Below are 24,918 nucleotides of genomic sequence, written 5' to 3' on the forward strand. Positions count from 1 at the left end.
TCGGGTGGTGGTCCGGCTCTCGGCGGGTCAGCTCGGCGCGTGTTCCGGGGCGGTGGCGCCGGGGTCGCGGGGCCGGGGCGGCGTCGGGGACGGCTGGCGGCTGGGGGACGCCGGGGCTGCCGGGTTGCCGGCCCAGTGGGCGTGTGCGGGGACGTCCTCGCCCTTCATCAGGAAGGAGTCGGCGCCGAGCACCGCACCCCGGCCCATCGTCACGCCGTAGTGGACGAGGGCGCCGACGCCGAGCGTGCAGTCGGCGGCGAGGGTGCTGCGGGCGGACTTGAAGGTGCCGTCCTCCTGGGAGTGGCACTGGATCTTGCTTCCGGCGTTCAGGGTGCAGTCGTCGCCGATGGTGGCCAGGGTGCGTTCGGTGAGGAAGCAGCCGTCGTCGAAGACCCGGCGGCCCACCCGGACGCCGAGCAGCCGCCACAGGACGTTCTTGAAGGGGGTGCCGTTGAACGCGTTGAAGTGGGTCTCGGGCACCTTCCACAGGCGTTCCTGGTGCCAGAAGTCCCGTTCGTAGATGGAGAACACCTGGGGCCGCAGGGTCCGGAAGCGGGTCAGGCACCGTTCCACGAGGGCGTAGTAGACGGCGGTGTACGTCATGACGCCGATCAGGAATCCGGCTTCCAGCAGGGAGCCGATCGCGTCGTCGCGTCCGGTGGTCACGAGGCTCAGCAGGACGATGCCATGGAAGTGGACCCAGCGGATGAGCAGGAAGAGGGCGATGGTGCGGAGGTTGTAGCGGTTCTTCGCCGCGAGGCGGTCGCGGAAGGTGGCGCCGGTGCGGAGGTGGTCGAAGCGGGTGTCGCGGTCGACGGTGCGCGGGATCTCGAAGCTGGGGGAGCCGAGGAGTCCCACGCCGGTGCGGAGCTCGCCGTCGAGCGGGATCATCACCTTCGTCGCCAGCAGGCAGTTGTCGCCGGTGCGGCCGCCGGGGGGGTAGGCGATGAAGTTGCCGAGGAAGTTGCGCCGCCCGATCGCGGTGCGGGTGACGCGGAAGGACGAGCCGGAGAACTCGGCGTTGAGGAGCGAGAGTCCGTCGGCGATCATCGTGCCGCTGCCGATGGAGCTGAGGAACGGCGAGTCGTGCTGGATGAGGCTGCCGAAGTTGGAGCCGGTCTGTTCGACGCGGGAGAGGTCGTACCCCAGTCGTTGCAGGTAGGGGACGATATAGCTGCTGTCGCCGAAGAGCTGCATGAAGAACTTGAGGTTGGTCAGGCGGGCGATGGTGCGGTGGGCGCCGTAGCGGAGGCCGTACAGCGGGTAGACCGTGCCCGGTTCGATCGTCCGGCGCAGCAGGCGGGGGACGGTGAAGAGCACGCCCAGTCCCAGGGTGATCGCCCCGAAGAAGAGCGTCCCGGACAGCAGCAGGGCGTTGAGGTGGAACACCGCGGAGGTCAGGGGCTGTTCGTCGAGTTCGCCGTGGCCGCCGAGGACCGGTACGCCGGTCCACAGCAGGGCGAGGAGCGAGAGGGCCAGCGGGATGGCGAGGAGCAGGGTCCTGGCGAGGTCCGCCGCGCCGAAGGCGGCCCGCCGCAGCGTCCCGCAGCGCTTCGGAGGGACGCGTACGTAGTTCACGTCCGTGGGGCGGGCCGGAGAGCCGTGCCAGCGCTCGCCCGCGGGGACGGCGTCGCCGCGCCGGAGGGTGGAGGTGTGGCCGAGCTGGGCGCCGTCGCCCATGGCGGTGTCGATGTCCAGGACGGTGCGTTCGCCGACGAAGGTGTCCCGGCCGAGGGTGACGGGGCCGGTGCGGATGCGTCCGGCGTGGGCCCGGTAGCCGAGGAAGAAGGAATCCTTACGGATCACGGAGCCGGCGCCGATGGTGAGCAGGTCGGTGCAGACGGGGACGGTGTGGGACAGGATGGTGACGTGCCGGCCGATTTTCGCACCGAGCGCCCGCAGGTAGAGGACGTAGAGCGGGCTGCCGACGAAGAACACCACGGGGTTGGCGTGCACCAGCACCTTGACGATCCACAAGCGCAGATAGGTGACGCCCCAGACGGGGAACTCGCGGGCCGTCCACTCCCCGATGAGCAACCATTTGACCAGGACGGGGAAGGCGCAGAGGCCGGTGAACTCGGCGCTGCCGAAGACGACCGCCCGGCCGTAGAGCGCCGGGAGTGACGAGGCGCGGGAGACCCAGGTGTAGCCGCGGGTGGTGGCGAACGCGATGAGGCAGGAGTAGCCGAGGAAGAAGGCCAGTTGCGCGGCGCCGCAGGCGAGGTAGCGCGCGGTGGGGTGCGCGGGCGGTGGCCCGGCGGGGGCCTCGGGTTCGGCGGGGGTGCCGGGCTCGGGGGCGGCCTCGTTTGCGGGGGTGGCGTCGGCGCAGGCCGTCGCCAGTGCGGCGATGGTCGGGTGCCGGTAGATGTCCCTCATCGAGACCGCGGGCAGCTCCCCGCGTTTCCTGACGCGGGCGCAGAAGTGCGCCATCACCAGGGAGTCGGCCCCGAGGTCGTCGAAGAAGTGACTGTCGGCGGGGACCCGTTCGGCGTGCAGGAGCTCGGCGAGGATGGCGGCGAGGACGGTCGCGAGGACGGGGGGCGGGCCGGGCGCCGCGGCGGGTCCGTCCGGGGTGGCGGCCGGTGCGGATCCGTCCGTAGCGGCCGTTCGTGCGGATCCGTCCGCAGCGGCCGTTCGTGCGGATCCGTCCGCAGCGGCAGTCCGTGCGGATCCGTCCGTAGCGGCCGTCCGTGCGGATCCGTCCGCCGTGGCCGCCGGCTCGGTCCCGTTCGTGATGGCTGTGGTGACCGGTGCGGCACCGTCCGGGTGGCCGGGCGTGGTTCCGGTCGGTTCTTCTCTCCCCACGTGAACTCCTTGGACGCGTCGTGCCCGTGCGCGCGGGCGAGGTGCGGTGGTGGTCGGGCCGGAGGGGCGATGGCGGGTCAGGGGGAGCGCACCCGGGGGCTCATCGGTGCGTGGCGGCGCCCGAGAAATCCGGACGGCCGCCTTCGGCGCCATCCGCGTACCGCTCGCTTTTCTCCCGCACGGCTCCCCCATTTCCCGTCCCCACCTAAGGGATCGTTGAAGAACGTAGAACCGCCCCCTCCCCCGAACCAGCCGGGTGCAGGCCACAAAAAGCACCGGCCCGCGGGAACGGAAAAGGATCACCGCCCCGCATCGGAATATCCGGCTCCCCGTCCGGCGCAATTCCCCGGGAGGCGTCTGCCACCTGCGGATCTCCTTCCCCTCCACACGACGACACAGAGGGGACATGAACCTTCACCACCCCCACACAGAAAGCATGTAAATGCTACTTATCGGGCGCCATAACGGACCATAAAAGGTGCAAAAAGTGCAATGCGACAGGCGAGGCGATACCCGTTCGGCGCTTCTGCGACGAACCGAGTTGGCGCGAATCGACCGAAACGCGCGAGTCATGGATAAAGAATTACCCTGACTCCGGTAATGACCCGCCACAATCCGACGGACGCACTTCCGGAACACTCCGAGAATATTTTTATATTCTTCTCCCAAAATTCCCTCCGGACGTACCACTTAGCACATCCCTCACCGCACACACCGGAATGCACTCTCCTTTCCCGGGCCCCGGAAAGACCGTCGGATCACGGAATTCCCCCGGACCACGAAGGGTGGCGCGAAGCGCACCTCCGCGCGCGCCCGGCGCGACGTACGCGATCTCCCCGCCCCTACGGTGAGCGGTGGCACAACCGCGAGGAGAAGAGGCAGAGATGACAGGTGGTCAGGCCCGGGGCAACCGGCTGATACCGGACGGGGCGCAGGCACCGGACGAAGAACTCGCCTGGCTGGACGCGACGGCGCAGGCCGGTCTGGTCCGCCGTGGTGTGCTGTCGCCGACCGAGCTGGTCGAGGCGGCGATCGCCCGGATCGAGCGGCTCAACGGCAAGCTCAACGCGGTGATCACGCCCCTGTTCGAGAAGGCCCTCGCCACGGCGGGCGCGGCCGGGCTGCCGGACGGCCCGTTCCGCGGGGTGCCCCTGCTGCTGAAGGACGCCCTGTGCCACTCCGCCGGCGATCCGGCCCACAGCGGTATGCGCGCGTTGCGCGACCGCGGCTGGCGCGCCCCGGAGGACGCGACGCTGACGAAACGGTTCCGGTCCGCCGGATTCGTCATCTGCGGCCGGACCAACGTCCCGGAACTGGCCACCAGCGTGACCACGGAGCCGCTGGCGTACGGACCGACCCGTAATCCGTGGGACCTGACCCGCTCCCCGGGCGGTTCGAGCGGCGGTTCGGCGGCGGCGGTCGCCGCGGGCATGGTCCCGGTGGCGCACGGCAACGACATGGCCGGTTCGATCCGGATACCGGCGAGCGCCTGCGGGCTCGTCGGCCTCAAGCCCACACGGGCCCGGACCTCGCTGGGGCCGGAGTTCGGCGAGTACTGGGGGCCGGTGACGCATGAACACGTACTGACCCGGTCGGTCCGCGACACCGCGGCGGTCCTGGACGCCACCGCCGGCATGGCACCCGGCGACCCGTACACCGCGCCCGCCCCGGCGCGGCCCTACCGCGCGGAGGTGGGCGCCGGCCCCGGCGTTCTGCGTATCGGGTTCCGTACGACGCCGCCGGGCGCGTCCGCCCCGGCCCATGCGGACTGTGTGGCGGCGGTCGAGCACACCGCGCACCTGCTCGACGCGCTCGGCCACCGCGTCGCCCCGGAACCGGCGCCCGCCCTCGACTCCCCCGCCCTCTTCGAGGCGCTGCCGAACCTGTTCGCCGCCATCGTCACCCGGGAGGTGGCGTACTGGTCGGAGCGGATCGGTGAGCGGCTCGAACCCGGCGACCTGGAGCCGATGAACGGGGCGCTCGCGGAGGCGGGCCGCTCGGTCACGGCCGCGCAGTGGCTCGCCGGCCTCCAGACGTGGCAGCGCTGGGCCCGCGGTGTGGCCGCGCTCTGGGAGGACGACGTGGACGTCCTGCTCACGCCGACGGTGTCCACGCCGCCGCGGCCACTGGGACAGCTCGCGCCGACGGCACAGGAGCCGATGGACCTGGTGGCGGGCGTCGTCGAGGGCATCGCCTTCACCATGCCCTTCAACCTCACCGGCCAGCCCGCCGTCTCCCTGCCCCTGTACCGCAACGCCGAGGGTCTGCCGATCGGCGTCCAACTGGTCGCGGCCTACGGGCGGGAGGACGTGCTGATCCGGTTGGCCTCCCAGCTCGAAGAGGCGGCACCGTGGTCGGGCGCGCGGCCGCCGTTCGCGGCGTAGTCATGTGACGGCGACGGCCGCGACCGCCCAGGCCGTGCCGACGCCGGGCACCGGGCCGACGCCCGCCTCGGCCCTGGTCCGGAACCACTACGGGGGTGTGGGCCGGGGCCAGGGCCGGAGGACCTCGGTTCCCTCGGCTCAACGGCCTGTCACGTCACGCGGCGGGCTCACCCGTGGTCCGCCGATGCGGGCCCCACCCGCGGCCGCGTGGCACCGCGTCGGGGCGCCCGTCCCTCACACCGTCAGCTCCCTCCCGTCTCCCGGGACCTCCACCCCCGCGCGGCGCACCTCATCTGCGGCATCGGACGACGGATCCAGAAGCGGATTGGTGTTGTTGAAGTGTGTGTAGAGGCGACGGAGGTCCGGGTGGCGGGCGAGGCGGGCGAGGGTGCCGCCGGGGCCGCTCACCGGGAGGTGGCCCATCAGGGACTGCCCGGCGTCCGGCGACCGGACCGCCTGCCCCAGCTCCTCCGCGCTGAAGAACGTCCCGTCGACGAGGGCGCAGGTCACCGACGCGAGGAGGTCGTCGAAGCCGTCGGCCCAGGTGGCCAGGCAGGGCGCGTAGAGCAGCGCCCCGCCGGTCGCCGGGTCCTCGATCCGTACCGCGCTCACCCAGGGCACATCGGTGGCGGGCGCCGCGACATACTTCGGGGCCTTCGTCCCGACCGGGTGCAAGGTGACGGTGAGGCCCCCGGACAGCGTGAACGGAGCGGAGGCGGCGGCCGTCCGGTCGGTGGAGCCTGGCGTGGTCAGGGGGCCGGTGTCCTGCCACCGCCAGGGTGCGTAGCGGTCCAGCAGGCCCCGCAGCGGCAGCGCCGTGGAAAGCGCCTCGTGGACGGGCGGCGCCGCGTACACCGTCAGGTCCGCCCCGCCGCGCAGCACCGCCAGGCCGAGGGTGTGGTCGGCCTCCGCGTCGGTGAGCAGGACGCCACGCACCGGGGTGTCCCGCGGCCCCGGGCCCGCGGCCAGCGCGGACGTCGCGTCCAGCTGGACCCGGATGTCCGGCGAGGCGTTCAGCAGCCACCAGTCACGGCCGTTGCCGCTGACGGCGACGGAGTCCTGGAACCGGGACGGCAGCTCGCCACGGCGGCACCGGGCACACAGCGCGCACCCGCAGTTCCACTGCGGGAACCCCCCGCCCGCGGCGGTACCGAGCAACTTCACCCTCATCGACAGCCTCCCCAACTCACCGGATACGCCGAGTTCCTGACACTTACGCGCCTCGGACCGCCGGAAATCACAGCGGGCGCAGCGGGTTTCCGTGATCGCCGGGGAGCCTCCCCGGAACGGTGCGAGCGAACACACGAGACCGGGCGGGCAGTGGGAGCGGACCGCGGCGCGCCCCGCCGACGAGCAGCGGCGCCAGCCGGAAACAGTGTGGCGACCGCGACCGTCCGGAAGCTGTGCGACCTGGCGGCGCAGCGCTACGGGCTGCGCACCCTCAGGGCGGCCACCGCCCACGGGAATCCCGCGTCCCGGAAGGTGCTGGCCAGGGCCGGTTTCCTCCCGGTCGGCCCGCGGACCCGGCCGGCCTCGGCGGCAGGCCGGGCACCTGGTACCGGCGCGACCTCACCCCCCGGCAGGGGTCCTCGGCGTCCCGCGCGCCCCGTTCACCGGGCGGCCCGCCCTACCCGCCCACGCCCCGATGCCGCACCGCCGACCCCGACCGGTCCTTCAGGACCTCCAGCTGAGCCGGGATGCGGCCCTTCAGGTCCGCGACATGGCTGACGATGCCGACGCTGCGGTCGCGTTCCCGCAGCCCGTCCAGTACGTCCAGCACCTCGTCCAGGCTCTGTTCGTCGAGGCTGCCGAAGCCCTCGTCGATGAAGAGGGTGTCCAGGCGGGTGCCGCCCGCCTCGTCCGTCACCACGTCGGCGAGGCCCAGCGCCAGGGCGAGCGAGGCGTAGAACGTCTCCCCGCCCGACAGGCTGGAGGTGTCCCGCTCGCGTCCCGTCCAGGCGTCGATCACGCGCAGTCCCAGGCCGGAGCGGCGCGCCCCGGCGCTGCGCGCGTCCGTGTGCACCAGGGTGTAGCGGCCGCCCGACATCCGCTGCAGCCGCTCCCCCGCCACCACCGCGACCTGTTCCAGGCGGGCGGCCAGGACGTACGACTCCAGCCGCATCCGGCGTACGTTCTCCCCGGAGACGCCTGCCACGAGCGACGCGACGCCGCCGACCACGCCGAACTCGGCGTACAACGGCGCCAGTTGGCGGGCCTCCGCGGTCGCCCAGTGCGACAGCCGGTCCAGCGCCGCGCAGCGCTCCTGTGCTCCCGTGCGGGCCGCGGCTGCCTCGCGCAGCCGCCGCCCGGCGGCCTCCACGGAGCGGCGCGCGGCGGCCGGGTCCACCTCCGCGCCCGTCGCCACGGCGGCCGCCGCTTCGGCGTCGGCCAGCTCGCGTTCCACCGCCGCCGCTTCCGCCTCCCGGTGGGCGACCCCTTCGGCCAGCTCCCGCCGTACCGCATCCGGCAGCTGCGCGGCCACCGCGTCCACCACGTCCGCGAACCCCGCCGATGCGACGGCCTCGGCCCGCGCCTCCTCGGCCTCCCGCAGCCGCCGGTCCGCCGTGCGGGCGGCGCCCGCCGCGTCCACCACGGCGGCCAGCATCGCCGCCCGCCGCTCACCGCGCCGGGCCCGCTCCGCGACGCTCGCGCACTCCCCGCGGGCCCGCGCCACCTCCTCGCGGAGCGCGGCCCGCTCCGCCTCCAGCGCCTCCCGCCGGGAGAGGCGGGCCGCGATGCGGCGCTCGGCGTCCTGCCGCTCCGTGCGGCGCCGCTCCGCCTCGCGCTCCGCGGCCGTCAGCGCCTCCCGCGCGGCCCGCACCCCGGCCGCCACCGTCCGCACCTCGGCGTACTCGGCGGCCAACTCCTCGGCGTGGGCGGCACGTTCGGCGGCCGGGGCGTCCCCGGCCGCGGTGGTGGCGGCGGACAGTTCACCGTGGACCTCCCGCACCCGGCCCTCCGCCGCCCGGTACGCGTCCTCCCGCTCCTGGTACGCGGCGAGCGCGGCCTCCTCCTCGGTGCGGCCGACGTGCCCCTCCCCGGGCTGCGCGGGATCCGGGTGTTCCGTCGCGCCGCAGACCGCGCACGGCGCGCCGTCGCGCAGCGCGGCGGCCAGCTCCGCGGCGACGCCCCGCAGCCGCCGGTCCTTCCGCTCCAGCCAGCGTTCGTGTGCCGCGGCGGACCGCTCCCGCGCGGCCAGGGACTCGCCGCGCAGCCGCTCCAGGCGGGCCGCCAGCTCGTCGCGGCGCCGGGACGCCGCCGCGCGCTCCCGCGCCGTGGCCACCGCCGCCTCCAGCGCCTCCGCGCGCCCCACGGCCTCCTGGGCGGTCTCCACCCGTTCCTGAAGGGCGCGGCGGTGCGCGTCCCATCCGTCGAGCCATTCCGCGCACTCCGCCACGGCGTCCTCGTCGGCGGCGCCCTCGCGCTCCGACGCCTCGCGTTCGGCGGTCAGCGCGGTGACGCGCTCCTCCGCGCGGCGGGCCGCGGCCAGTGCGCCGAGCTGTTCGCGCTCCGCGTGTTCCCGTGCGGCGAGGTGGTCCGGCTCCGCACCGGCGAGGGAGACGGGCAGCCCGGCGCGGCGGGTGCGCTCCGTGGCGTCGGCGGCCTCGGCCTCCCGGCGGGCCGTCACGCACCACGCCAGCGTCGGCGCCACCTCGGCGGCGCGGCCCGCCGCCGCCAGCCGCTCCCGGTCCCCGGCGTCCGCCACGGCCGTTTCCGCCAGGCGAGCGGCACGGTCCCGGGCCCCGGCGAGGCGACGCCGTACCCGGTCGCGCTCCTGCGCCTCCTCCCACGCCAGGGCGGCCACCCGCTCCGCCTCCCCGGCGGACCGCTCCGCGCAGGCGGCCACGGCCAGCCGCTCCCGCGCCGCGGCCCGCGCCACGGCCATCCGTACGAGGACGGAGGCGGCGAACCCGGGCTCGCCCACGCCCGGGGCGTCCGGAACCGTCTCCGCAGCCCTGCGGCCCGCGGTGCCCGGCTTCCGTGCGGCCGGGACGGTGCCCGCCGCGGAACCGGCCGGCAGCGCGGGCAGCACCGCGAGATCCGGGCAGTCCCCGGCCGCCTCCGCCGCACGGTGCGCGAGCGCCAGCAGCCGTTCGTCGCCGCCGCGGACCCGCTCGGCCGCCGCCTTCCGCCGGGCCGCGAGCCGCTCCTCGACGGCGGCGAAGCGCCGGGTGTCGAAGAGCCGGCCCAGCAGCCGTGCCCGGGACTCCGCGTCGGCCCGCAGGAACCGCGCGAAATCGCCCTGCGGCAACAGCACGACCTGGCAGAACTGCTCCTTGTTCAGGCCGAGCAGCCCGCCGATCTCCTCGCCGATCTCCTGGTGCGACCGGCTCAGCGCCTTCCACCGGCCGCCCTCGCCGGGCCCGGGCACGTACTCCCGCAGCCGGCTCTGTGCCTTCTCCCGCGTCGTGCCCGTACCGCGCTTCTTCGGGCGCGTCTGCTCGGGCAGCCGGGTGATCTCCAACCGGCGTCCGGCGACGGTCAGTTCGAGCACCACCTCCGTCGGCGTCCACGGGTCGGCGAGATCGCTGCGCAGCGCCTGCCCCGCCTGCCGGACGCCGGGCACCGAGCCGTACAGCGCGAAGCACACCGCGTCCAGGACGGAGGTCTTGCCCGCGCCGGTGGGGCCGTGCAGCAGGAACAGGCCGTCCCGCGACAGCCGGTCGAAGTCGACGGTCTGCGCGCCGCCGAACGGTCCGAACGCCGTGACCGACAACCGGTGCAGCCTCACGGCGCCACCTCTTCCGTCGCCTCGTGCAGCCGTACCTCTTCGAACGCGGCGCGCAGCACCGCCCGCTCCCCGTCGTCCGCCGCCCGGCCCTCGCGCACATGCTCCACGAAGTCCTCGGCGACCTCCTGGTCACCGCGGCCCCGCACCCTCTGGGCATACGAGGCGAAGGTGACGGCCGGGCCCTCGTCCGGGTCGAAGGCGAGGGCGAGGGTGTGCGGGAACCGCTCCGTCAGGCGGGCCATCGGCTCCGGCGGGCGCACCGGGTCGGTGAGTGTCGCCTCCACCCAGTGCTCCGCGTGCCGCTCCAGCGCCGGATCCGCCAGCAGCGCCTCCAGGCGGCCCCGCAGGCGGGCCAGCGGACGCGGGACGGGGACGTCGATGCGCTCCGCCGTCACCGCGCCGTCCGCGCCGAGGTCGATCAGCCAGGACGACTTGCGGTGCGCCGCCTCGGAGAAGGAGTACGCGAGCGGGGAGCCCGAGTACCGGACCCGGTCGGAGAGGGCCTGACAGCCGTGCAGATGTCCCAGGGCCACGTAGTCGACGCCGTCGAAGACCGCGGCGGGCACCGAGGCGACGCCGCCGACCGTCAGGTCCCGCTCGCTGTCGCTCACCTCGCCGCCGGTCACGAAGGCGTGCGCCAGGACGACGGAGCGCGTTCCGGCGGGGCGGGCGGCGAGGTCGGCGCGGACGCGGTCCATCGCGGCGCCCAGCACCTCCGTGTGGGCCGCCCGCCCGGCGCCGAGGCGGTCGCGGACGAGGGCCGGTTCGAGGTAGGGCAGGCCGTAGAAGGCGACCGGGCCGTCGGCGTCGTCGATCAGGACCGGTTCACCGCACCGCTCCGGGTCGGTGCGCAGGTGGACGCCGCCGCGCTCCATCAGCCCGGCGCCGACGCCCAGGCGGCGGGCGGAGTCGTGGTTGCCCGAGATCATGATCGTGGGGACGCCCGCGGCGGCGAGGCGGTGCAGGGCGGAGTCGAACAGCTCGACGGCGGCGAGCGGCGGCACCGCCCGGTCGTACACATCACCGGCGACGAGGACGGCGTCGACGTCCCGGGCGGTGACGGTCTCGACGAGATGGTCGAGGTAGGCGCGCTGCGCGGTGAGCAGGCTCACGCGGTGGAAGGAGCGCCCCAGGTGCCAGTCGGAGGTGTGCAGAAGTCTCACAACATCGCTCCGACCTGCATGTTCCGCCTCTCCATCGGCTTCGGCTCAGCACCGGGTCAGCACCGCACCGGGTCAGCACGAGTCTACGAGTCATCACGCGTCACGTTGCCCGTGGCAGGCACCCCGTCCGTCACGGACCTCATTTTCGCACCCGCGTCTGGAGTCAGGTGACCGTAGATGTCAGCGGTAGATGTCAGCGGTGATCCGCATCGTGGCGCGCCCCGGCCAGCGGGAGACCTCAAGCAACGACACCCCCAGCGATAGCGCTGCCGGCAACGAAGTGCCGCAGTGTATGGACTGTCCACGACTCGCCTGCGAATCGCCCGCCTCGATAACTGCACGCTTGAACTCGATCCGATAATGCGTGATGCGAATCCAGAACATGGCCACCGCGACGAGCACCGATGACGGGGGCCAGGTCCTACCGGCTCCGGAAAGGACGGATCGGCGGGTTCTGGGGCGAGACCGCCCTGTGCGGCCTCCTCCGCCAGGCCGGGCTCGTACCCGGGCAGGTTCCGCTGGACGGGATGATGCCCGGGCTTGTAGCTTGCAGTTGACCGTGACGCCGCCCGAGGAGGTGAGACCCATGAACGCTGTATCGACGTGGGTGCTCCCCCTTTCCGTCACGGCCGGCGATTGACGTAGGTGTCGCCGGGAGCGCCTCGACAACCAGGCACTCCCGAAAGGCAACACCTGTGCATTCTCTGCAATTCACCGCCGAGTCGTCGTCGAACGGCATGGTCGAGCGCGACTTCACCGTGGGCGAGGTCCCCGGCGTTCTCTGGTCGCCGGTCTCCGGCGCCGATCGGGCACCCCTGGTGCTGATGGGCCACGGCGGCGGCGCCCACAAGAAGCATCCGGCGATGGCAGGCCGCGCTCACCTTCTCGTGACCGGCTGCGGCTTCCATGTCGCCGTCATCGACGCGCCCGGTCACGGCGACCGGCCGCGCACCGCGCACGACGAGCAGGAGATCGCCGCGCTGCGCAAGGTGCAGGCGGCGGGCGAGCCGGAAGGGCCGATCGTCGTCCGTTACAACGCCCGCCTGGCGGAGCTCGCCGTGCCCGAGTACCGGGCGGCCCTGGACGCCCTTCAGGAACTTCCGGAGATCGGCGCCGATGGGCCGGTGGGCTACTTCGGCATCGGCCTGGGCACCGCGATCGGGGTGCCGCTGGTGGCGGTCGAGCCCAGGATCACGGCCGCGGCCTTCGGCCTGCACTGGCCCGATGCCCTGGTCGAGACGGCGAAGCAGATCACCATCCCGATCGAGTTCGACCTGCAGTGGGACGACGAGCGCATCCCGCGCGAGGCCAGCCTCGCGCTGTTCGACGCCTTCGCCTCGGAGGAGAAGACGTTGCACGCCAACGCGGGCAAGCACTTCGACTTCCCCAGGTTCGAGGCCGACAGCGCGGCCCGGTTCCTCGCCCGGCATCTCGGCCGGGCGGCGACCTCACCGGCCTGAGGCGAGCGGCAGCGGCGTCCGGTCTGCCGATCGGGCGCCGCTACCGCGGTCCGGGGCGAGGCTGCGTATCCAGATGATGGATCCGCGTAGCCGGCCGCCCCGGCGTTGGTCTCCCGACAGGTCTCCAGGACTTCTGGGAGGTGCTTGCGGACCAGGGCTTCGGGGGGGGCGGGAACGCGACGTGTCATGCGGGAACAACCTCTTGGCCGTTGGTGGTCAGGAGTTCCACGATCTCCGTCCGTTGCGGCCGAAGCAGGATATCGAGGCGCGGGCGCGACAGCCGACCTCTGGCCCCAGCTCGCCCCGGGATGAATCGGGGGCGGGATAGGATCCGCTGCATGGGTAAGGCAATTTCCACTGTGCATTCGGTCCCTTACTACGCCCAGTGGGCTTCAGCCCATCTCGTGGAAGGAATTGTTACCGGCCGGATTCCGGCGAGCGAGGATCCGGCATGGGCCGACTACGGAGCCACCAGTCCGGAGCAGTACGAGTGGTGGTCGTGGCGTCTGTGCGGAGTTGCGTGTCTCCGGATGGCTTTGGAGTACTTCGGGCACACAGTTCCGTCGCCGATGGAGCTCGCGGCGGAATGCGTCACTGCTAGCGCATACGTGAAGCACGACGATGGACTCCAGGGGCTGATATACGCGCCGTTCGCCTCCTGGGTCGAGGCCCGATTCGGCCTGGTCGCCGAGGTCAGGCCCACTCTCCCCGCTGCGGAAATTCCCGGCATCCTGGCCCACGGACGGCTCCCGATGCTGTCGGTCCATCCGTCGATTCGCCATCCCGACGCCGAACCACCGCGGACCGGAGGCCATTTGGTGCTCGCAGTCGGCGCCACCGAGCAGTCCCTGGCGATCCACAATCCTTCCGGATACCCAGGTGCATCCCAGGAATACGCCCAGGTGCCGTGGGACCGACTCGGCAAGTTCTACGCGAATCGCGGCGTCATCCTCGGCGCCGGTCAGTCGGGAGGTGGCACGGCTCCGGGGGAGACGGTGACTCCTGTCAGCTCTGCTTCCTGAACGCCTGCTGGGCCAGCGGGTCGTCGGCAGGGAGCACGGCCCTCTCCTCACCGGAGGCCAGGGCTTCTTCCGTCTGGGCAGGTTGCTCCGCCGGACCGGGGCTGGTCAGGCGCTTCGCGTAGGGCGAGCTGGGATGGGCGGCAAGCAGGCGCACCCGGCCATCGCCGGAGCCGCGTGGGGAGATCGGTACCACCGCAGCCGGGAGGCCGCTGTCGTCCGTCACGAACAGTGCGAAGTCGTCGTACCGGAAGTGGTCGATGTCCACGATCGGCTTGGGGTAGTGGTGGTACCCGGCGGTCTTCGGGAGCACCCCTGAGTGGGTGCCGGCGGGCAGTGGCACCGAGGCGTTGAAAATCGAGTCCGTCCATTCGGCCACCTGATCTGCGGTCTCGATGGGGGTGTCCAGGAGCCGTTGGCCGTCGTCGTAGCCGAAGCTCGCATAGCCGGCAAGGGTGTCCGGGAACGCTCCGACCACCCGCGCGGCGTAGCGGCGGACGTGATCCACCTTCGAGGGATCCGCGCAGAATTGCGCCGACCACTCGATTCCAAGTGGCAGAAACAGGCACAGCCAGCCCTCGCTGTCCTTGACCCACACTCCCCCACCGTGATGGTCCTGGTACGGTCCGGGCGCAAACACCCAATCACCAGTTGTCCCGACGAGATCGCCCATCAACTTGCGGCTGGCCTGGTACTGCGAACTCTCGGTACGCGGTGGATGGTCTGCCACGGAGATGGTCCACGGAAAGTCTTCGTGCTCTGGGTGTCCAGGTTCCGCGCTGGTCATGGCGATCTCCTTGACAGACTGTTCAGCTGAGCGGAAGAGCCCCTGGCGAATCGGTCTACTGCATCGGCTTTTCTCCGATACGTTTGCTTCGATTCCGTTGCTCTGCCCTTACGCGAGGAACAGGAATCCGCTTCTCAGTAGGGATGGGGCGGCAGGTTCGGGTTCGCCTGTTGGACACGTGAGATGTCTCCGTACCTGCGCCAGATGTAGTTGATGGCCGCCGCGATATTTGCCAGTGGGTCATAGATCAGATGGGAGGTACCCTTTTCGTGGTCCTCGGCGAATGTCATGGCAGTCACCTGTGCATAACCGCGTGAGCAGTTGAAATGCGCTCCGTCCGACTGTACGTCTCCCGTTGCGTTGACGTCGTGCAGGTTCACTGCGTTCGAGTTGAAGGACGATTCCCGGAACATAAGAGTGAGCAGGTTCGCGTGATTGCTGACCCCGGTAACCCAGCTCGACGGGGCGCCGGTCATGGTGCATACCTGTTCCGCGAATTCTCTCGCCGTAGCCTCGCCATGGGGGATACCGGAGTTTTTCGAGAACCGGACCGAACTCGTCGGAATGGCGCCCGGCTGCCGGCAATCCACCCCAAACCCCGTTTTGCGGCCGAGCTTCGTCAGGGAAGAGCAGCCGGCGAACCCGTCGGCATCCGAGTCGGTGAGGCCCAGTGATCTCTGCCAGGCAGCGTATGCGGACCGGGTCTGCCCATCATAAATTCCCGTGACTCCCGCTGGAAGGCTGAATCCCGCAGCCACCAAGGCACTTTGGACGGACTTCACGTCGTTGTTGCTTTTGCCGAAACGGACGTTGGAAAGGAAAACCACCTTGCCTCCTTTCCCCTTGCGGCCTGTGGTGAGGCTGTACCGGCCAAGCGCACCTCACTGGTGACCCACAACGGCCATGTACCGGCCGACCCCACGCAAATGGAGTGCGCAAAGAGTGCCGCGGGTTCGTCAGCATCCCTGGGATGCCGCTGGTTTGTCATTGCGTCAGGCAGGGTGAGGCACGCGCAGCCTGTCCCAGCTGGACTTACCCGGAACCCCGTCAGCATCGCTGCCCGAGAGACCGAGCTTGCCCTGCCAGACGGCGTAGGATTCCACGTCTCCCGATTCCCATACATCGGTCTCGTCGCCGGGTGGGTACCGGTTGCATCCTTCAGCAATGAGCCGATTGTGCATGGCCGCGATGACCGGCGACTTCTGGCCGGTGTGGAAGAAGGCCGGGCCGGGGAACGGCTCGGTGGCCCGCGGCTGCATCGCGAAGACAGGCCATGAGCCGGGATCGACGTGGTCGTTCTCCGGCACGTGGGCGTGCGCGTACCAGCCGCCCTCGGACTCCCACTTACTCTCGGAGCGATGCGCGGTGAAATCGGTGGGGCGGCCCATGGGCCAGGTGTTCGGCACACCCCAGGAGTGAACCCATGCGTTGAGTTCTTCCCATCCCTTGCACGGGGTGTCGGCCAGACTGGCGTACGCGGTGCCGTCGACACGACAGTGCGGGAAGAACAGCGCCTCGATCTGGATGACGACCTTGCCCGCGCGGTTGGTGCGGGTGCCGCCGGCCAAGTCGCGTAGGGCCTTGCTCCGGGAGGTGGCGGGGAAGAACTGGGCGAAGGCACCGGTGAAGGGGTTCCACAGGAGATGCGGGGCCATCCCTATCCCGCCGTGCGTGAAGAAGCGCTTCAGGTTGTCGAATGGCACCAAGTCCTGCGGAGCCGCCGCGCTGGCTACGTGGTCCGCCGTGATGTGCGCGATTGCTTTCGGCGGGAACGCTGGGTCACATGGAGCATGGTCACCGACATCTGCATTGATGGCCTGAGGCATCCATATATCGGGCATGACGAAACTTCCTCCTTTCATCGAGCCCAGGAGATGAAGCGGTGTGCGCGTACCGGATGATACCTCCAGAGCCTCATACCGGCGTTATACCGGCGTTCCGGAGCCGTCGGTACAGAGACACTTCTCTGGGCATGTGCAATGTTTGATTCAATTCTCTTACGGGGGGCGGGGTTCAGCCAGTGGTGGGGCAGGCTGGAAGATCGCTCGGGGGCCATTCGCCCCGTCCGGTGGGCAGAGATACGCGCCTCGCCCGACGTGAGGCACAGAGCACTGCCTGTGGTGAGATCTCTTGCTGATCCGCCGATTCCGCGGCTGCGGTATCGGTGTGCTGAGGGCATCGTCCGCCGGGTGGCGGCACCGGGGGCACCCACGCTGCGTCAGCGCTGCCGATCTGGTAGAGGCAGACGAGCAGGCAGTGGCTCCGGCCCGGCGCCGTGGCTGCGCTGCTCCATTCCGCCCGCCCGGGCAGGCCACCAGGGTGATACGGGGGCCGGCGCAGGGACTTCGCTGCCGGTGCCGGGGACCTCTTCCGTATGCATACGACCCTCCCCCAAGACGGGGAACGCCGAGTGCCGAAGCCGGGCAACTGCTTCTGCACCATTGTGCCGCCGTTCGTCCTCGAGAGACTCGCCGAGTCGGACGACCCCAAGGTGAGCGAGTCCGCCCGGACCACCCTTGAGGCTGACGCCGAGGCCGCGTTCCGGGCCCACCGTGCCGAATCGCCCAGCCTCATGGCGCCGGCCGCTCCAGCAGCCGAGCCCCGTCTGGAGCGGACGGTCTTCGACGCCCACCACGGCCTCGGGTTGCCCGGCGATGTGGTCAGGCCCGACGGGGCCGATCCGGTCGCGGACGGTTGCGTCAACCGCGCCTACGACGCCCTCGGCCTCACATTCCACCTCTACAAGGAGGCGTACGGCCGGAACTCGGTCGACGGCAACAACATGCCGCTGAACGCCAGCGTCCACTACCGCCGCGGCTACAACAACGCGTTCTGGGACGGGGAACGTATGGTCTTCGGCGACGGCGACGGGCAGGTGTTCAACGACTTCACCGTGGCCGTCGATATTCCCGCCCACGAAATGACCCACGCGGTCACGCAGTTCACCGCGGGGCTCGTGTATCAGGATCAGTCGGGCGCCCTCAACGAGTCGATCTCCGACGTATTCGGCTCGCTGGCCAAGCAGTTCGCCCGACGCCAGACCGCCGAACAGGCGGACTGGCTGATCGGTGCCGGCATTTTCACCCCCACGGTGCAGGCGCAGGGCCTGCGGTCGTTGAAGGCTCCGGGCACGGCCTTCAACGACCCCCGACTGGGCGGCAAGGACCCCCAGCCGGACAACATGGCCGCATTCGTCGAGACGAGCCAAGATGACGGCGGAGTCCACACGAACTCGGGCATCCCCAACCACGCCTTCTACCTTGTCGCGATCGGTATCGGCGGCTTCTCCTGGGAGAAGGCCGGCCAGATCTGGTACGACACGATCACCTCCGGCGAACTGGATCCGAACGCCACTTTCCAGGATTTCGCCCGAGCGACGCTCGCCGCCGCGGCAAGGCGCTACGGCAAGGGACTGGAGTACGAAGCGGTCCTCAAGGCGTGGTCCGAGGTGGGCGTGAGCGGGAACAGTAATGGCTGATCCGGTCTCACCTCGGCCCCTGAGCTGCCCGGTCGCGCCGGCGCCATGCGGATCCGGGTGACCAGGAGCGGCGGCCTGGCCGGGTTGACACGCCAGGTCGAGCTGGACACCTCCGGCCGACCTGACGCAGCCGAACTGGAACGCCTCGCGCTCGCCGCCCTCGCCGACAGCCGGGCCGAGTCCACCCCTGGTGTGCCGGATGGCTTCCGGTACACCGTGACCGTGGACGACCGCACTGTCGAATTCGCCGATCCGCACCTCAGTGAAGCCCAGGACGAACTGGTCGACCGTGCGCTTCGGGAAGGTGCATAGACGCCGCCTGCCGGGCCTCTTCACCTTCCAACGAGCGTCGGCGCAAGGCGCATTCCTCGCGGCGCATCCGGGCCGGGCACGGCATTGCACGCCCGACCGAAGCCACCATGGACCTGGTGATGCGGGACGTTTTCCAGCTCCCCAAAGCCACGGTGGAAGCGGTTCAGGGAGGTGTAGCAGTCCGGTTGCGGGGCATTCGGGGGAGAGTAGCCTGGAGATGATGTCCTGACCGGTTCTGGAGGTAGACGATGTTTCTCCGATTGCTGCGGCGCCGTAAGCCGCATCGGCTCGTCCTTCTCGGTAAGGGCCGTCTGATCCGCGGCTTCAGCGGCGGGCTCTACGACGGTCACGGATACCAGTCCTGACACCGTTCACGATGGAATCCTGGAGGATATGCGGTGGCAGAGGACAGTGATGCCCTGGCAGCCATGGCAAGGGTCCTTTCACCGCATTGCCGTGTCACCCGGATGTCCGACGGGGCGCTGATCGCGGACTGGAAACGGACGCGTTTTCTCGGATTGGCGACGACGGAACTCCAGAAATTCACATCCGTAAACCCTGAGGAACGCGCGGAAATCGTCACCGGTCTTGTGCGTGCCGGGTGCGCGCCGGGCCGCCGGAAGAAAAATCCGGTCGTAGGCGTCGGGCTCCGGCTGGGTGGAGTGCACCTGCTGATCCGGACCCTTGGGTTCGGGCGCGTCCTCCGGCTGCTGCCCTTGGCCGCCCCGGATTATGCCCGTGCGGACCTCCCCTCCGCGCAGGAGGTCGGACGGCTGAAACGCGCAGTGCAGACACACGGCAGCAGAAGCTGGTTCGTCAACGGCGACTGCAAGTCCGAGGCGGTGACGGCCTTCGTCCTGCTGCGGCGGTGTGGCCTGAAAGCCGTGCTCCACGTAGGCGTGCGTGAACACCCGTTCGCCCTGCACGCGTGGACGGCCTCGGGCGGCCTGTGCATCCCCGACGCCGATCCGCGAGGGCACGCCTTCACGCCGGTGCTCTCGATCGGCTGCGGAGGACAGTGACATGGATGCGCTCCGCCTCGAATGGGCCGGGGGCGCACCCAGGCTCCGGGCCAACGAGGCCATGGCGCGTCAGGGACTCGTGACGACGGTCTCCTCGCGTGCCGGCACCGCGGCCGTCGTCGGCTGGGTCGGCTCGGCCCGTGACCGGGCGGCGGGCGCGCGCGGCCTCCTCGACTCCGGCATGCAGGGGAACGCCACGCCTGTGCCGGCCGGCGACTACGCGGCTGTTCTGGTGTACCGCGACCGCATCCTTCTGACGCGCGACGAGCAGGCACGCATCCCGCTGTTCTTCAGGGAGTCCGGTGGCCGCGTGAACGCCGTAAGCACCTCGGTCCGCTGCTTGGGGAGCGTCACAGAGCTGAACCCCCGCTACTTCTGCCGCTACCTCACCGGGAACGTGGCGCAACCGCACTCGGACCTCACCCCTTTCGCCGGGGTGCACCGCGTCCTCGGCGGCGAGGTGGTCGAGCTGTCTCACACCGGGCAGATGCGCAGTCGTACGCGGCGACGCGTCCGTCGGGCCACTGACCCGCCCGAGCCGGCGGCAGACGGCCCCGGCCTCGATGAGGCCGCGCAGGAGTTGCGTCTCGCGCTGGAGAACGCTGTCGGACGCCGCATGGGTACGACGACGGCATGCCATGTCTCGGGTGGCACCGACTCCACCAGTGTCGCGCTGCTCGCCGCCCGCCTGCTGGCCACGGAACGGGGCGGCACCGGGGAGGACCTGGTCCTGCTCGCCGGGCGATTCTCCCGCGGGGAGCTGGCCGCGGAGCGGTCGTACCTCGACATCGCGATGGAGGAGATCTGCCGTCTCACGCCCGCGGCCCGCCCCGTGATCGTCGATGCCGACGACGTGGCCGACTTCGACGACTTCCGGCACCACGCGGGAGACGCCGACGAACCTCATGCCCACGCCTTCCGCGCCCCGTTCTGGGCCAGGCTGCACGCCGCGGCCGCGGAACTGGGCTGTGACACGCTCCTGACCGGCTGCGGGGCCGATCCGATCGCGGACGCCAACCCGTTCCACCTGCACAGGCTGGCCCGCACGGGACAGCTCCGGCAGATGGCCGAGCAGGCACGTGCCTGGGCCGCGGGAAGCGAGCGGGGCGTGCGGGACATCGTCCGCAGCTACGTGGTGCAGCCGGCCGTTCCGCTGGCAGCCGAACGGATCACCGCGCTCCTCCGCGGCGGAACCGTTCTCGGCGGCCTCGGCACCTTCAACCGCCCCAGGTGGCTGCGATCCGGATTCGCGCGCGCTCACGGTTATCGGGATGCGGGCATCGCGGAGAGCCGGTTCGTGTTCGGGCGCAAGCCGGAACGGTCGCTTTACGACGCCGCCAATTACGTCGCCGCTCCCGATCTGCTGTCCTGGCAGCGCGCACGACGGGACGGGTTCTTCCTCTCACACCCCTTCCTCGACCCGGAGGTCGTCGCCACGATGAGCCGTCTGCCCGCCGCGGTCACGTTCCGGCCGGGCCGTCCGAAGGCCGTTCTCCGTGAGGCCATGGCGGATCTGCTCCCGGCCCCGATCCGCGGCAGGGCGGTCAAGGTGCCCTTCAACGACCTCTACTCCCGCGGCCTGCGGAGACACGGCGACGCGCTCATCGCCCTGTGCCGCTCCGCCCGGCATCCGCTGATCGCGGATATGTTCGACGTCGAGACGCTGTGCCGGGCCGTGCGGGAGGCCCAGCTCGGCCTGGGGGACTCGTACTCCTGGGATCGCGTGAACAGGTCGCTCGCCCTGGTGGCGTGGCTGGAGCGACTGGACCGGCATTCCGGCGCGCCAGGCGCGGCGGTGTCCGTCACCGCTGGCTCTTGACGTCCCACAGGCTCCGCTCGACCGGGCCGGTGAACAGGTCGACGAGGCCGTACCGGCCCACCAGTTCGCGTGCTTCCGCCGGGGTGGCGATGCGGTCTTCCTCGCCTTTTCGCCCAATGGATGTCTGCACGCTCGCGCCGTGCGTGCCGAACCTCCAGTAGACGGTGACGAATCGCGGGTCCCTTGTGCGTTCGTCGATCGCGTTGTTCTCGTGCACCCTGGCGCGGTAGATGAGAGAGTCCAGACCGCTTTTCTGTTGCTCCTTCACCCATCCGGGGACTTTTTTCTTACCCCAGGAGTACGCCACGAAGTCGAGCGGTGGCTGCAGCACCAGCCGGTCCTTGCGCGCGAGGCTCGCGGTGGCGTAGAAGGCCACCTGGTCGTACGGCGTGTTCTTGGGCAGTTGCACCACCATTTGTGTGGCGAAGACGTCTTTCGACTCAACCCATTGTCCATAGGGCATCCACGGTTGCGCTTCGACCAACTGCCCGGGCTGGTGAATCTCCCGGCGGGAGAGCGGGTTCACTTCCGAGGACTTGCGCCACTGCTCGGCGTCGGTTCGCCACTGCTGGCGAAGTCGGTCCTTCCGAGTCAGCGGAACTTTTTTCCCCATGACGTGGAACTCGGTGCCGAGCACGTAGAAACCCACGTCGCCGTTGTTCCGGAGGGTGATGTCGATGGGTACGGCGAATGCCTTACGGTCCTTGCTCAGCACCGCCTTTCCCATGGACAACGTGATGAGCGGCCTGGTTTGTCGCTGGAACGGCTGGTAGAGGTCCTGGTAGCCGAAATTGGCGATCGCGATGACCGAGGAGACGCTCAGCGCGGCGGCCACCCGTTTCGGAGCGGGGATCACGACCGACGTCCGCCACACCGCGAAGACCGCGTACGCCGAACCCGCCGTGAGCGCGCCGAACAGCGCCGGGTAGGCAAGGGAATCGCCGTTCTTGACGGTCTGCACCAGGAGCATGGCGTTGGTCAGCAGGGCCGCGAACGTGCCGATCAGCGCAACCAGGCCGGAGTAGGGGAAGCTCTGCCGGATCCAGTGGTCCAGGACCGCGGCGGCGCCCAGGAGTGTGGTGAGCGAGACCACGAGAAGGACGGCACCGGTGATGCGACCGGCGAAGGTCAGATCGTGGGCGAAGTCCTCAAGGCCGAACTGAGCCAGCAGCAACGTGGTCGTGAGGAGGACCAGCACGATCACTGCCAGGGCCACCCGCGACTGCCAGGTTTCCAGCGAGGGCCGTCGCATTTTCGGGTGCGGGCGGGAGGGAGTCCTGGGGGGAGTCTGCACGCGGTCACCTCCTGAGGCCCGCCGGTCGTGCCCTACACGTGTGCAGCACGGACTCAGGAGATCTGCCGCCGCGCCAAGGGTTCGAGCACCATCGTCCGCGGCGATCCGTCAGGTCGCCATCCCTGGGCCCCCGGACGTGCGAGGGGCAATGCCGACGGCCTGGCGCCGGGCAGCCTTTCCCCGGCCCCTCCGCCCGGAGCCGCTCCCCTCTCACTGGGGCATTGCCCGTGCAGCGTTCAGTCGTGAAGGCCCCCGAGCCAGCGCAGGGCACTCAGGCTCGGCAGGAAGCAGTACTCGCCTCCTCGGGTGACGACGAACCGGGGCAGCGGAGCGAGGCGACGCCGCACGGGTCGCCGGGGAATGGTGTAGCCCGTATCCCCGTCCGCGGCGCCGACGACGGGGTCCGTCGTACTGCCGGCCCCGAAGAAGACGCCGTCGTTCATCCACTCCGACTGGACGAACTCGAACTGCCGCCCCACGTGGGCGCCGACGAACGCGAACATCAGACCGCGGTCCACGCCGTCGTCCTCCAGTACCCCCTCGGGCAGCGGCGGCCCGTAGACGGCGCCGCGCCGGATCATGCGGTGCAGCCGCACCTCCCCCGCCACCGAGGCGTCGCGCGGGTTGGCCCGGCGTATGTGGCAGCCGCCGGGGGTGACGAATCCCGTCGGATCGTCCTGCTCGTAGAGGAAGGTGTTGCGACGGTGACGGTCGGCGCCGAGGGCCGGGTCGTCGTGCTCCGGGGCGAGGGCCAGAGGAGCACCGCTGCGCCAGCGGCCCATGATCTTCGCCGCGATCAGTTCCTCATCCTGGGCGTCCGCGGAGTTGTCCCTCAGATAGCGTCTGAACACGGCGACGTTCTGGTGGAGTTTGCGGAAGACCACGTAGCTGCCGTTGCGCCCCAGCACGGTCGGCTGCGGCATCTGGACACCACCGATCTCATCCGGACAGCCGAGGACGAACTCCCCGCTCCTCAAGGGCGTTTCCCACGCGTTCGACCCCGGGATGCCGCTTCCTTCGATGGCCGGGTGGCTGACGCCGTCGAGATAGCCGAAGTGCTCCTTCTCCGTGGGCAGCGCGTAGCAGTCCTGCCGCCAGATTGCCGTGACGCCGGGGAGGCGGTCGTAGACGGGACGGGCGCGGTCGATGGCCGCCTCCAGGCGCGAGGAATCGGGGGCGACCGCTGTGATCACGACATGGACGCCGGGCGTGCCGAGTGGTGCTTCCCAGTGCTGTGGGCTGCTCGCTCCCTCATCGCGCAGTGCTCTGGCGCGGGCTGCCATGCCCTGCCGGAACTCCCAGGCGAACGACTCCAGCGATGCGCGCGGTACCCCCAGAGTCTCCAGGCCCCGGTACGTGACCGCGACACTGACCCAGGTGTCCCCGAGAGGGCTGGAGGGGTCGGCGGCGGAGGTGACGGCTGAGCCCGCCCGCCGCATCAGCTCCCGGCCCTGGGCCCGGTCGTCGATGCGGAAGAGCAGGTACGTCGCCGCGTACGGGGTGGGCCGCGGGCTGAGGACCCCGCGCTGAATGTCGTCGAGTTCCAGTGTGCCGTTCATGGGTGCGCTCGCTTCGCAGCCTCCCTGCGGCATCGCTACGAGACCGGCATCGCTACGAGACGAGGTTGCGCCAGAAATTCCGCAGGCTGTCGTCGGCGCCGAAGAGCGTGCTGAAGATCGTCGAGTCGGCGAGCAGCACGTCGGCCGCGCGGCCGTCGCCGGGGGGCATCCACAAGAACGTGTTGAACTCGGTGTTGCCGTCCTCGGTGAACGGATGGGGCCGGGAGGTGTCGATCGGCTGCCGGGCCAGTACGCGGATGGCCTTCGGGTCATCGGTGGTCACCGCGTAGTGCGGCAGGTGCAGGTGGAAGTTGAAGTGCGTCACTCCGGTCAACCACCCTCTTTCGTCGAGGTCTTTGGTGGTGGACAGGGGCGCGATCCGGTCCTCCTCACCGGTGGCGGGGCGCAGTCCGTAGCGGTTGACGACCGGTACGCCCAGGCCCTTCATCAGGTCCCTGACGTAGCTGGCGAAGCGCTGCTGGCGCGGCACCAGCGGGTCGCCGTGGTGGCGGTACTCCATCTCCCGCACGGACAGGTCGTCGGACGCGCCGACGTCGTGGTGGGGCCCGAGGACAAGGCGGGCGTCCTCCCTGGTGAGGAAGGCTTGCAGGGCCTCGATCTCGCCTGGCTCGGCCTCCTGCCCGGAGATCATGTGATCCAGCCCGAAGACGAACAGGACGTCCGTGTCGTCGAGCACCCGCCCATCGAGCGGGGTGGGGAAACCAGCCTGGTCGATGCGCTGGTAGACCGGGACCGCATGCCCGGTGGCCTCCTCGGCGAAGTCCTGGAACGGCGCCCAGGCCCGGAAGAACAGTTCCAGTGAGCCCGCGATGGTCTGCTGGAACCGATACGGGTCGGCCCACTTCGGGTCCTCGTAGGCCGGCCACGCCACCCGCCGCACCTCGGTCATCGTGGAGAAGCGGTTGTCCAGCTCGGCCGGGTTCCGACCCGCCTCGGCCGGATAGCTCCACGAGACATAGATGCTCACCCGCCGGCCGCCAGGGGTGTACTTCCGGGGAATGTGCCGCTGGTTGTAGATCCGCGCTGTTCTGGCCTCTCTCATCGCCCAGCTCCCAGCTCCCGG

18 protein-coding genes and 1 pseudogene are annotated in these 24,918 nt (G+C 70.6%); 8 read left to right on the forward strand and 11 right to left on the reverse strand.

Annotation, left to right across the window (positions count from 1 at the left end; translation table 11 throughout):
• Nucleotides 1-27: 27 nt before the first annotated feature.
• Nucleotides 28-2,805 carry a Pls/PosA family non-ribosomal peptide synthetase gene (locus ACFWWQ_RS08795; protein WP_384592356.1) on the reverse strand — a complete coding sequence of 926 codons (2,778 nt, stop codon included), beginning with the start codon at nucleotides 2,803-2,805 and terminating at the stop codon, nucleotides 28-30.
• Nucleotides 2,806-3,689: 884 nt separating this feature from the next.
• Between ACFWWQ_RS08795 and ACFWWQ_RS08800 the strand changes: the two genes are divergently transcribed.
• Nucleotides 3,690-5,189, forward strand: a complete 1,500-nt coding sequence (locus ACFWWQ_RS08800; protein ID WP_384592359.1) for an amidase — start codon at nucleotides 3,690-3,692, stop codon at nucleotides 5,187-5,189.
• A gap of 234 nt (nucleotides 5,190-5,423) precedes the next feature.
• Here ACFWWQ_RS08800 and pqqB read toward each other — a convergent pair whose 3' ends face one another.
• A complete protein-coding gene (gene pqqB / locus ACFWWQ_RS08805) occupies nucleotides 5,424-6,359 on the reverse strand; it encodes a pyrroloquinoline quinone biosynthesis protein PqqB (protein WP_384592362.1) in 936 nt (311 codons plus the stop codon).
• A 195-nt stretch (nucleotides 6,360-6,554) separates the two neighbouring features.
• Here pqqB and ACFWWQ_RS08810 point away from each other — a divergent pair.
• Nucleotides 6,555-6,880, forward strand: a pseudogene (locus ACFWWQ_RS08810) (GNAT family N-acetyltransferase); the annotation flags it as partial.
• Here the strand turns inward: ACFWWQ_RS08810 and ACFWWQ_RS08815 are convergent.
• From ACFWWQ_RS08815 to ACFWWQ_RS08825, 3 genes are all read right to left on the reverse strand, one after another.
• Nucleotides 6,817-9,921, reverse strand: coding sequence for an AAA family ATPase (locus tag ACFWWQ_RS08815; RefSeq protein ID WP_384592365.1), 3,105 nt, complete (start codon nucleotides 9,919-9,921; stop codon nucleotides 6,817-6,819). The pseudogene ACFWWQ_RS08810 and the gene ACFWWQ_RS08815 sit on opposite strands and share 64 nt — an antisense overlap.
• Nucleotides 9,918-11,084, reverse strand: a complete 1,167-nt coding sequence (locus tag ACFWWQ_RS08820; RefSeq protein WP_384592368.1) for an exonuclease SbcCD subunit D — start codon at nucleotides 11,082-11,084, stop codon at nucleotides 9,918-9,920. Before ACFWWQ_RS08820 ends, ACFWWQ_RS08815 begins: the two co-directional genes overlap by 4 nt.
• Before the next feature lie 180 nt (nucleotides 11,085-11,264).
• Nucleotides 11,265-11,474: a hypothetical protein gene (locus ACFWWQ_RS08825; protein ID WP_384592371.1), complete on the reverse strand. Its 210-nt coding sequence runs from the start codon at nucleotides 11,472-11,474 to the stop codon at nucleotides 11,265-11,267.
• Between the two features lie 305 nt (nucleotides 11,475-11,779).
• On the opposite strand from ACFWWQ_RS08825, the gene ACFWWQ_RS08830 reads away from it, so the two are divergent.
• Nucleotides 11,780-12,544: an alpha/beta hydrolase gene (locus ACFWWQ_RS08830; RefSeq protein WP_384592374.1), complete on the forward strand. Its 765-nt coding sequence runs from the start codon at nucleotides 11,780-11,782 to the stop codon at nucleotides 12,542-12,544.
• A 338-nt stretch (nucleotides 12,545-12,882) separates the two neighbouring features.
• Nucleotides 12,883-13,566 (forward strand): C39 family peptidase, encoded by a 684-nt coding sequence (locus ACFWWQ_RS08835; protein WP_384592377.1) that lies wholly within the window; start codon nucleotides 12,883-12,885, stop codon nucleotides 13,564-13,566.
• Here ACFWWQ_RS08835 and ACFWWQ_RS08840 read toward each other — a convergent pair.
• The 3 genes from ACFWWQ_RS08840 to ACFWWQ_RS08850 all read right to left on the reverse strand — a co-directional run bounded on the left by ACFWWQ_RS08840 (nucleotide 13,550) and on the right by ACFWWQ_RS08850 (nucleotide 16,191).
• Nucleotides 13,550-14,350 carry a DUF6424 family protein gene (locus tag ACFWWQ_RS08840; RefSeq protein WP_384592379.1) on the reverse strand — a complete coding sequence of 267 codons (801 nt, stop codon included), beginning with the start codon at nucleotides 14,348-14,350 and terminating at the stop codon, nucleotides 13,550-13,552. The two genes, ACFWWQ_RS08835 and ACFWWQ_RS08840, sit on opposite strands and share 17 nt — an antisense overlap.
• Before the next feature lie 134 nt (nucleotides 14,351-14,484).
• Complete coding sequence (locus ACFWWQ_RS08845) at nucleotides 14,485-15,177, reverse strand: transglycosylase SLT domain-containing protein (RefSeq protein WP_384592383.1); 693 nt, start codon at nucleotides 15,175-15,177, stop codon at nucleotides 14,485-14,487.
• A gap of 165 nt (nucleotides 15,178-15,342) precedes the next feature.
• Complete coding sequence (locus ACFWWQ_RS08850; protein ID WP_384592386.1) at nucleotides 15,343-16,191, reverse strand: peptidoglycan-binding protein; 849 nt, start codon at nucleotides 16,189-16,191, stop codon at nucleotides 15,343-15,345.
• A gap of 533 nt (nucleotides 16,192-16,724) precedes the next feature.
• On the opposite strand from ACFWWQ_RS08850, the gene ACFWWQ_RS08855 reads away from it, so the two are divergent.
• From ACFWWQ_RS08855 to ACFWWQ_RS08870, 4 genes are all read left to right on the forward strand, one after another.
• Nucleotides 16,725-17,828 (forward strand): M4 family metallopeptidase, encoded by a 1,104-nt coding sequence (locus ACFWWQ_RS08855; protein WP_384592389.1) that lies wholly within the window; start codon nucleotides 16,725-16,727, stop codon nucleotides 17,826-17,828.
• A 57-nt stretch (nucleotides 17,829-17,885) separates the two neighbouring features.
• Complete coding sequence (locus ACFWWQ_RS08860) at nucleotides 17,886-18,140, forward strand: protealysin inhibitor emfourin (protein WP_384592392.1); 255 nt, start codon at nucleotides 17,886-17,888, stop codon at nucleotides 18,138-18,140.
• Nucleotides 18,141-18,538: 398 nt separating this feature from the next.
• Complete coding sequence (locus tag ACFWWQ_RS08865; RefSeq protein WP_384592394.1) at nucleotides 18,539-19,162, forward strand: lasso peptide biosynthesis B2 protein; 624 nt, start codon at nucleotides 18,539-18,541, stop codon at nucleotides 19,160-19,162.
• 1 nt (nucleotide 19,163) lies between these two features.
• Nucleotides 19,164-20,981: an asparagine synthase-related protein gene (locus ACFWWQ_RS08870; RefSeq protein WP_384592397.1), complete on the forward strand. Its 1,818-nt coding sequence runs from the start codon at nucleotides 19,164-19,166 to the stop codon at nucleotides 20,979-20,981.
• Here ACFWWQ_RS08870 and ACFWWQ_RS08875 read toward each other — a convergent pair.
• The 3 genes from ACFWWQ_RS08875 to ACFWWQ_RS08885 form a co-directional block, all read right to left on the reverse strand.
• Entirely contained in the window at nucleotides 20,965-22,275 is a 1,311-nt protein-coding gene (locus ACFWWQ_RS08875) for a hypothetical protein (protein WP_384592400.1), read from the reverse strand. The genes ACFWWQ_RS08870 and ACFWWQ_RS08875 overlap by 17 nt on opposite strands.
• 236 nt (nucleotides 22,276-22,511) lie before the next feature.
• Nucleotides 22,512-23,834, reverse strand: coding sequence for a Dyp-type peroxidase (locus tag ACFWWQ_RS08880; RefSeq protein WP_384592403.1), 1,323 nt, complete (start codon nucleotides 23,832-23,834; stop codon nucleotides 22,512-22,514).
• Nucleotides 23,835-23,886: 52 nt separating this feature from the next.
• Nucleotides 23,887-24,897: a hypothetical protein gene (locus ACFWWQ_RS08885; RefSeq protein WP_384592406.1), complete on the reverse strand. Its 1,011-nt coding sequence runs from the start codon at nucleotides 24,895-24,897 to the stop codon at nucleotides 23,887-23,889.
• Nucleotides 24,898-24,918 lie beyond the last annotated feature (21 nt).

Source organism: Streptomyces sp. NPDC059080 (assembly GCF_042739975.1).
In the GTDB taxonomy this organism is placed as follows: domain Bacteria; phylum Actinomycetota; class Actinomycetes; order Streptomycetales; family Streptomycetaceae; genus Streptomyces; species Streptomyces benahoarensis.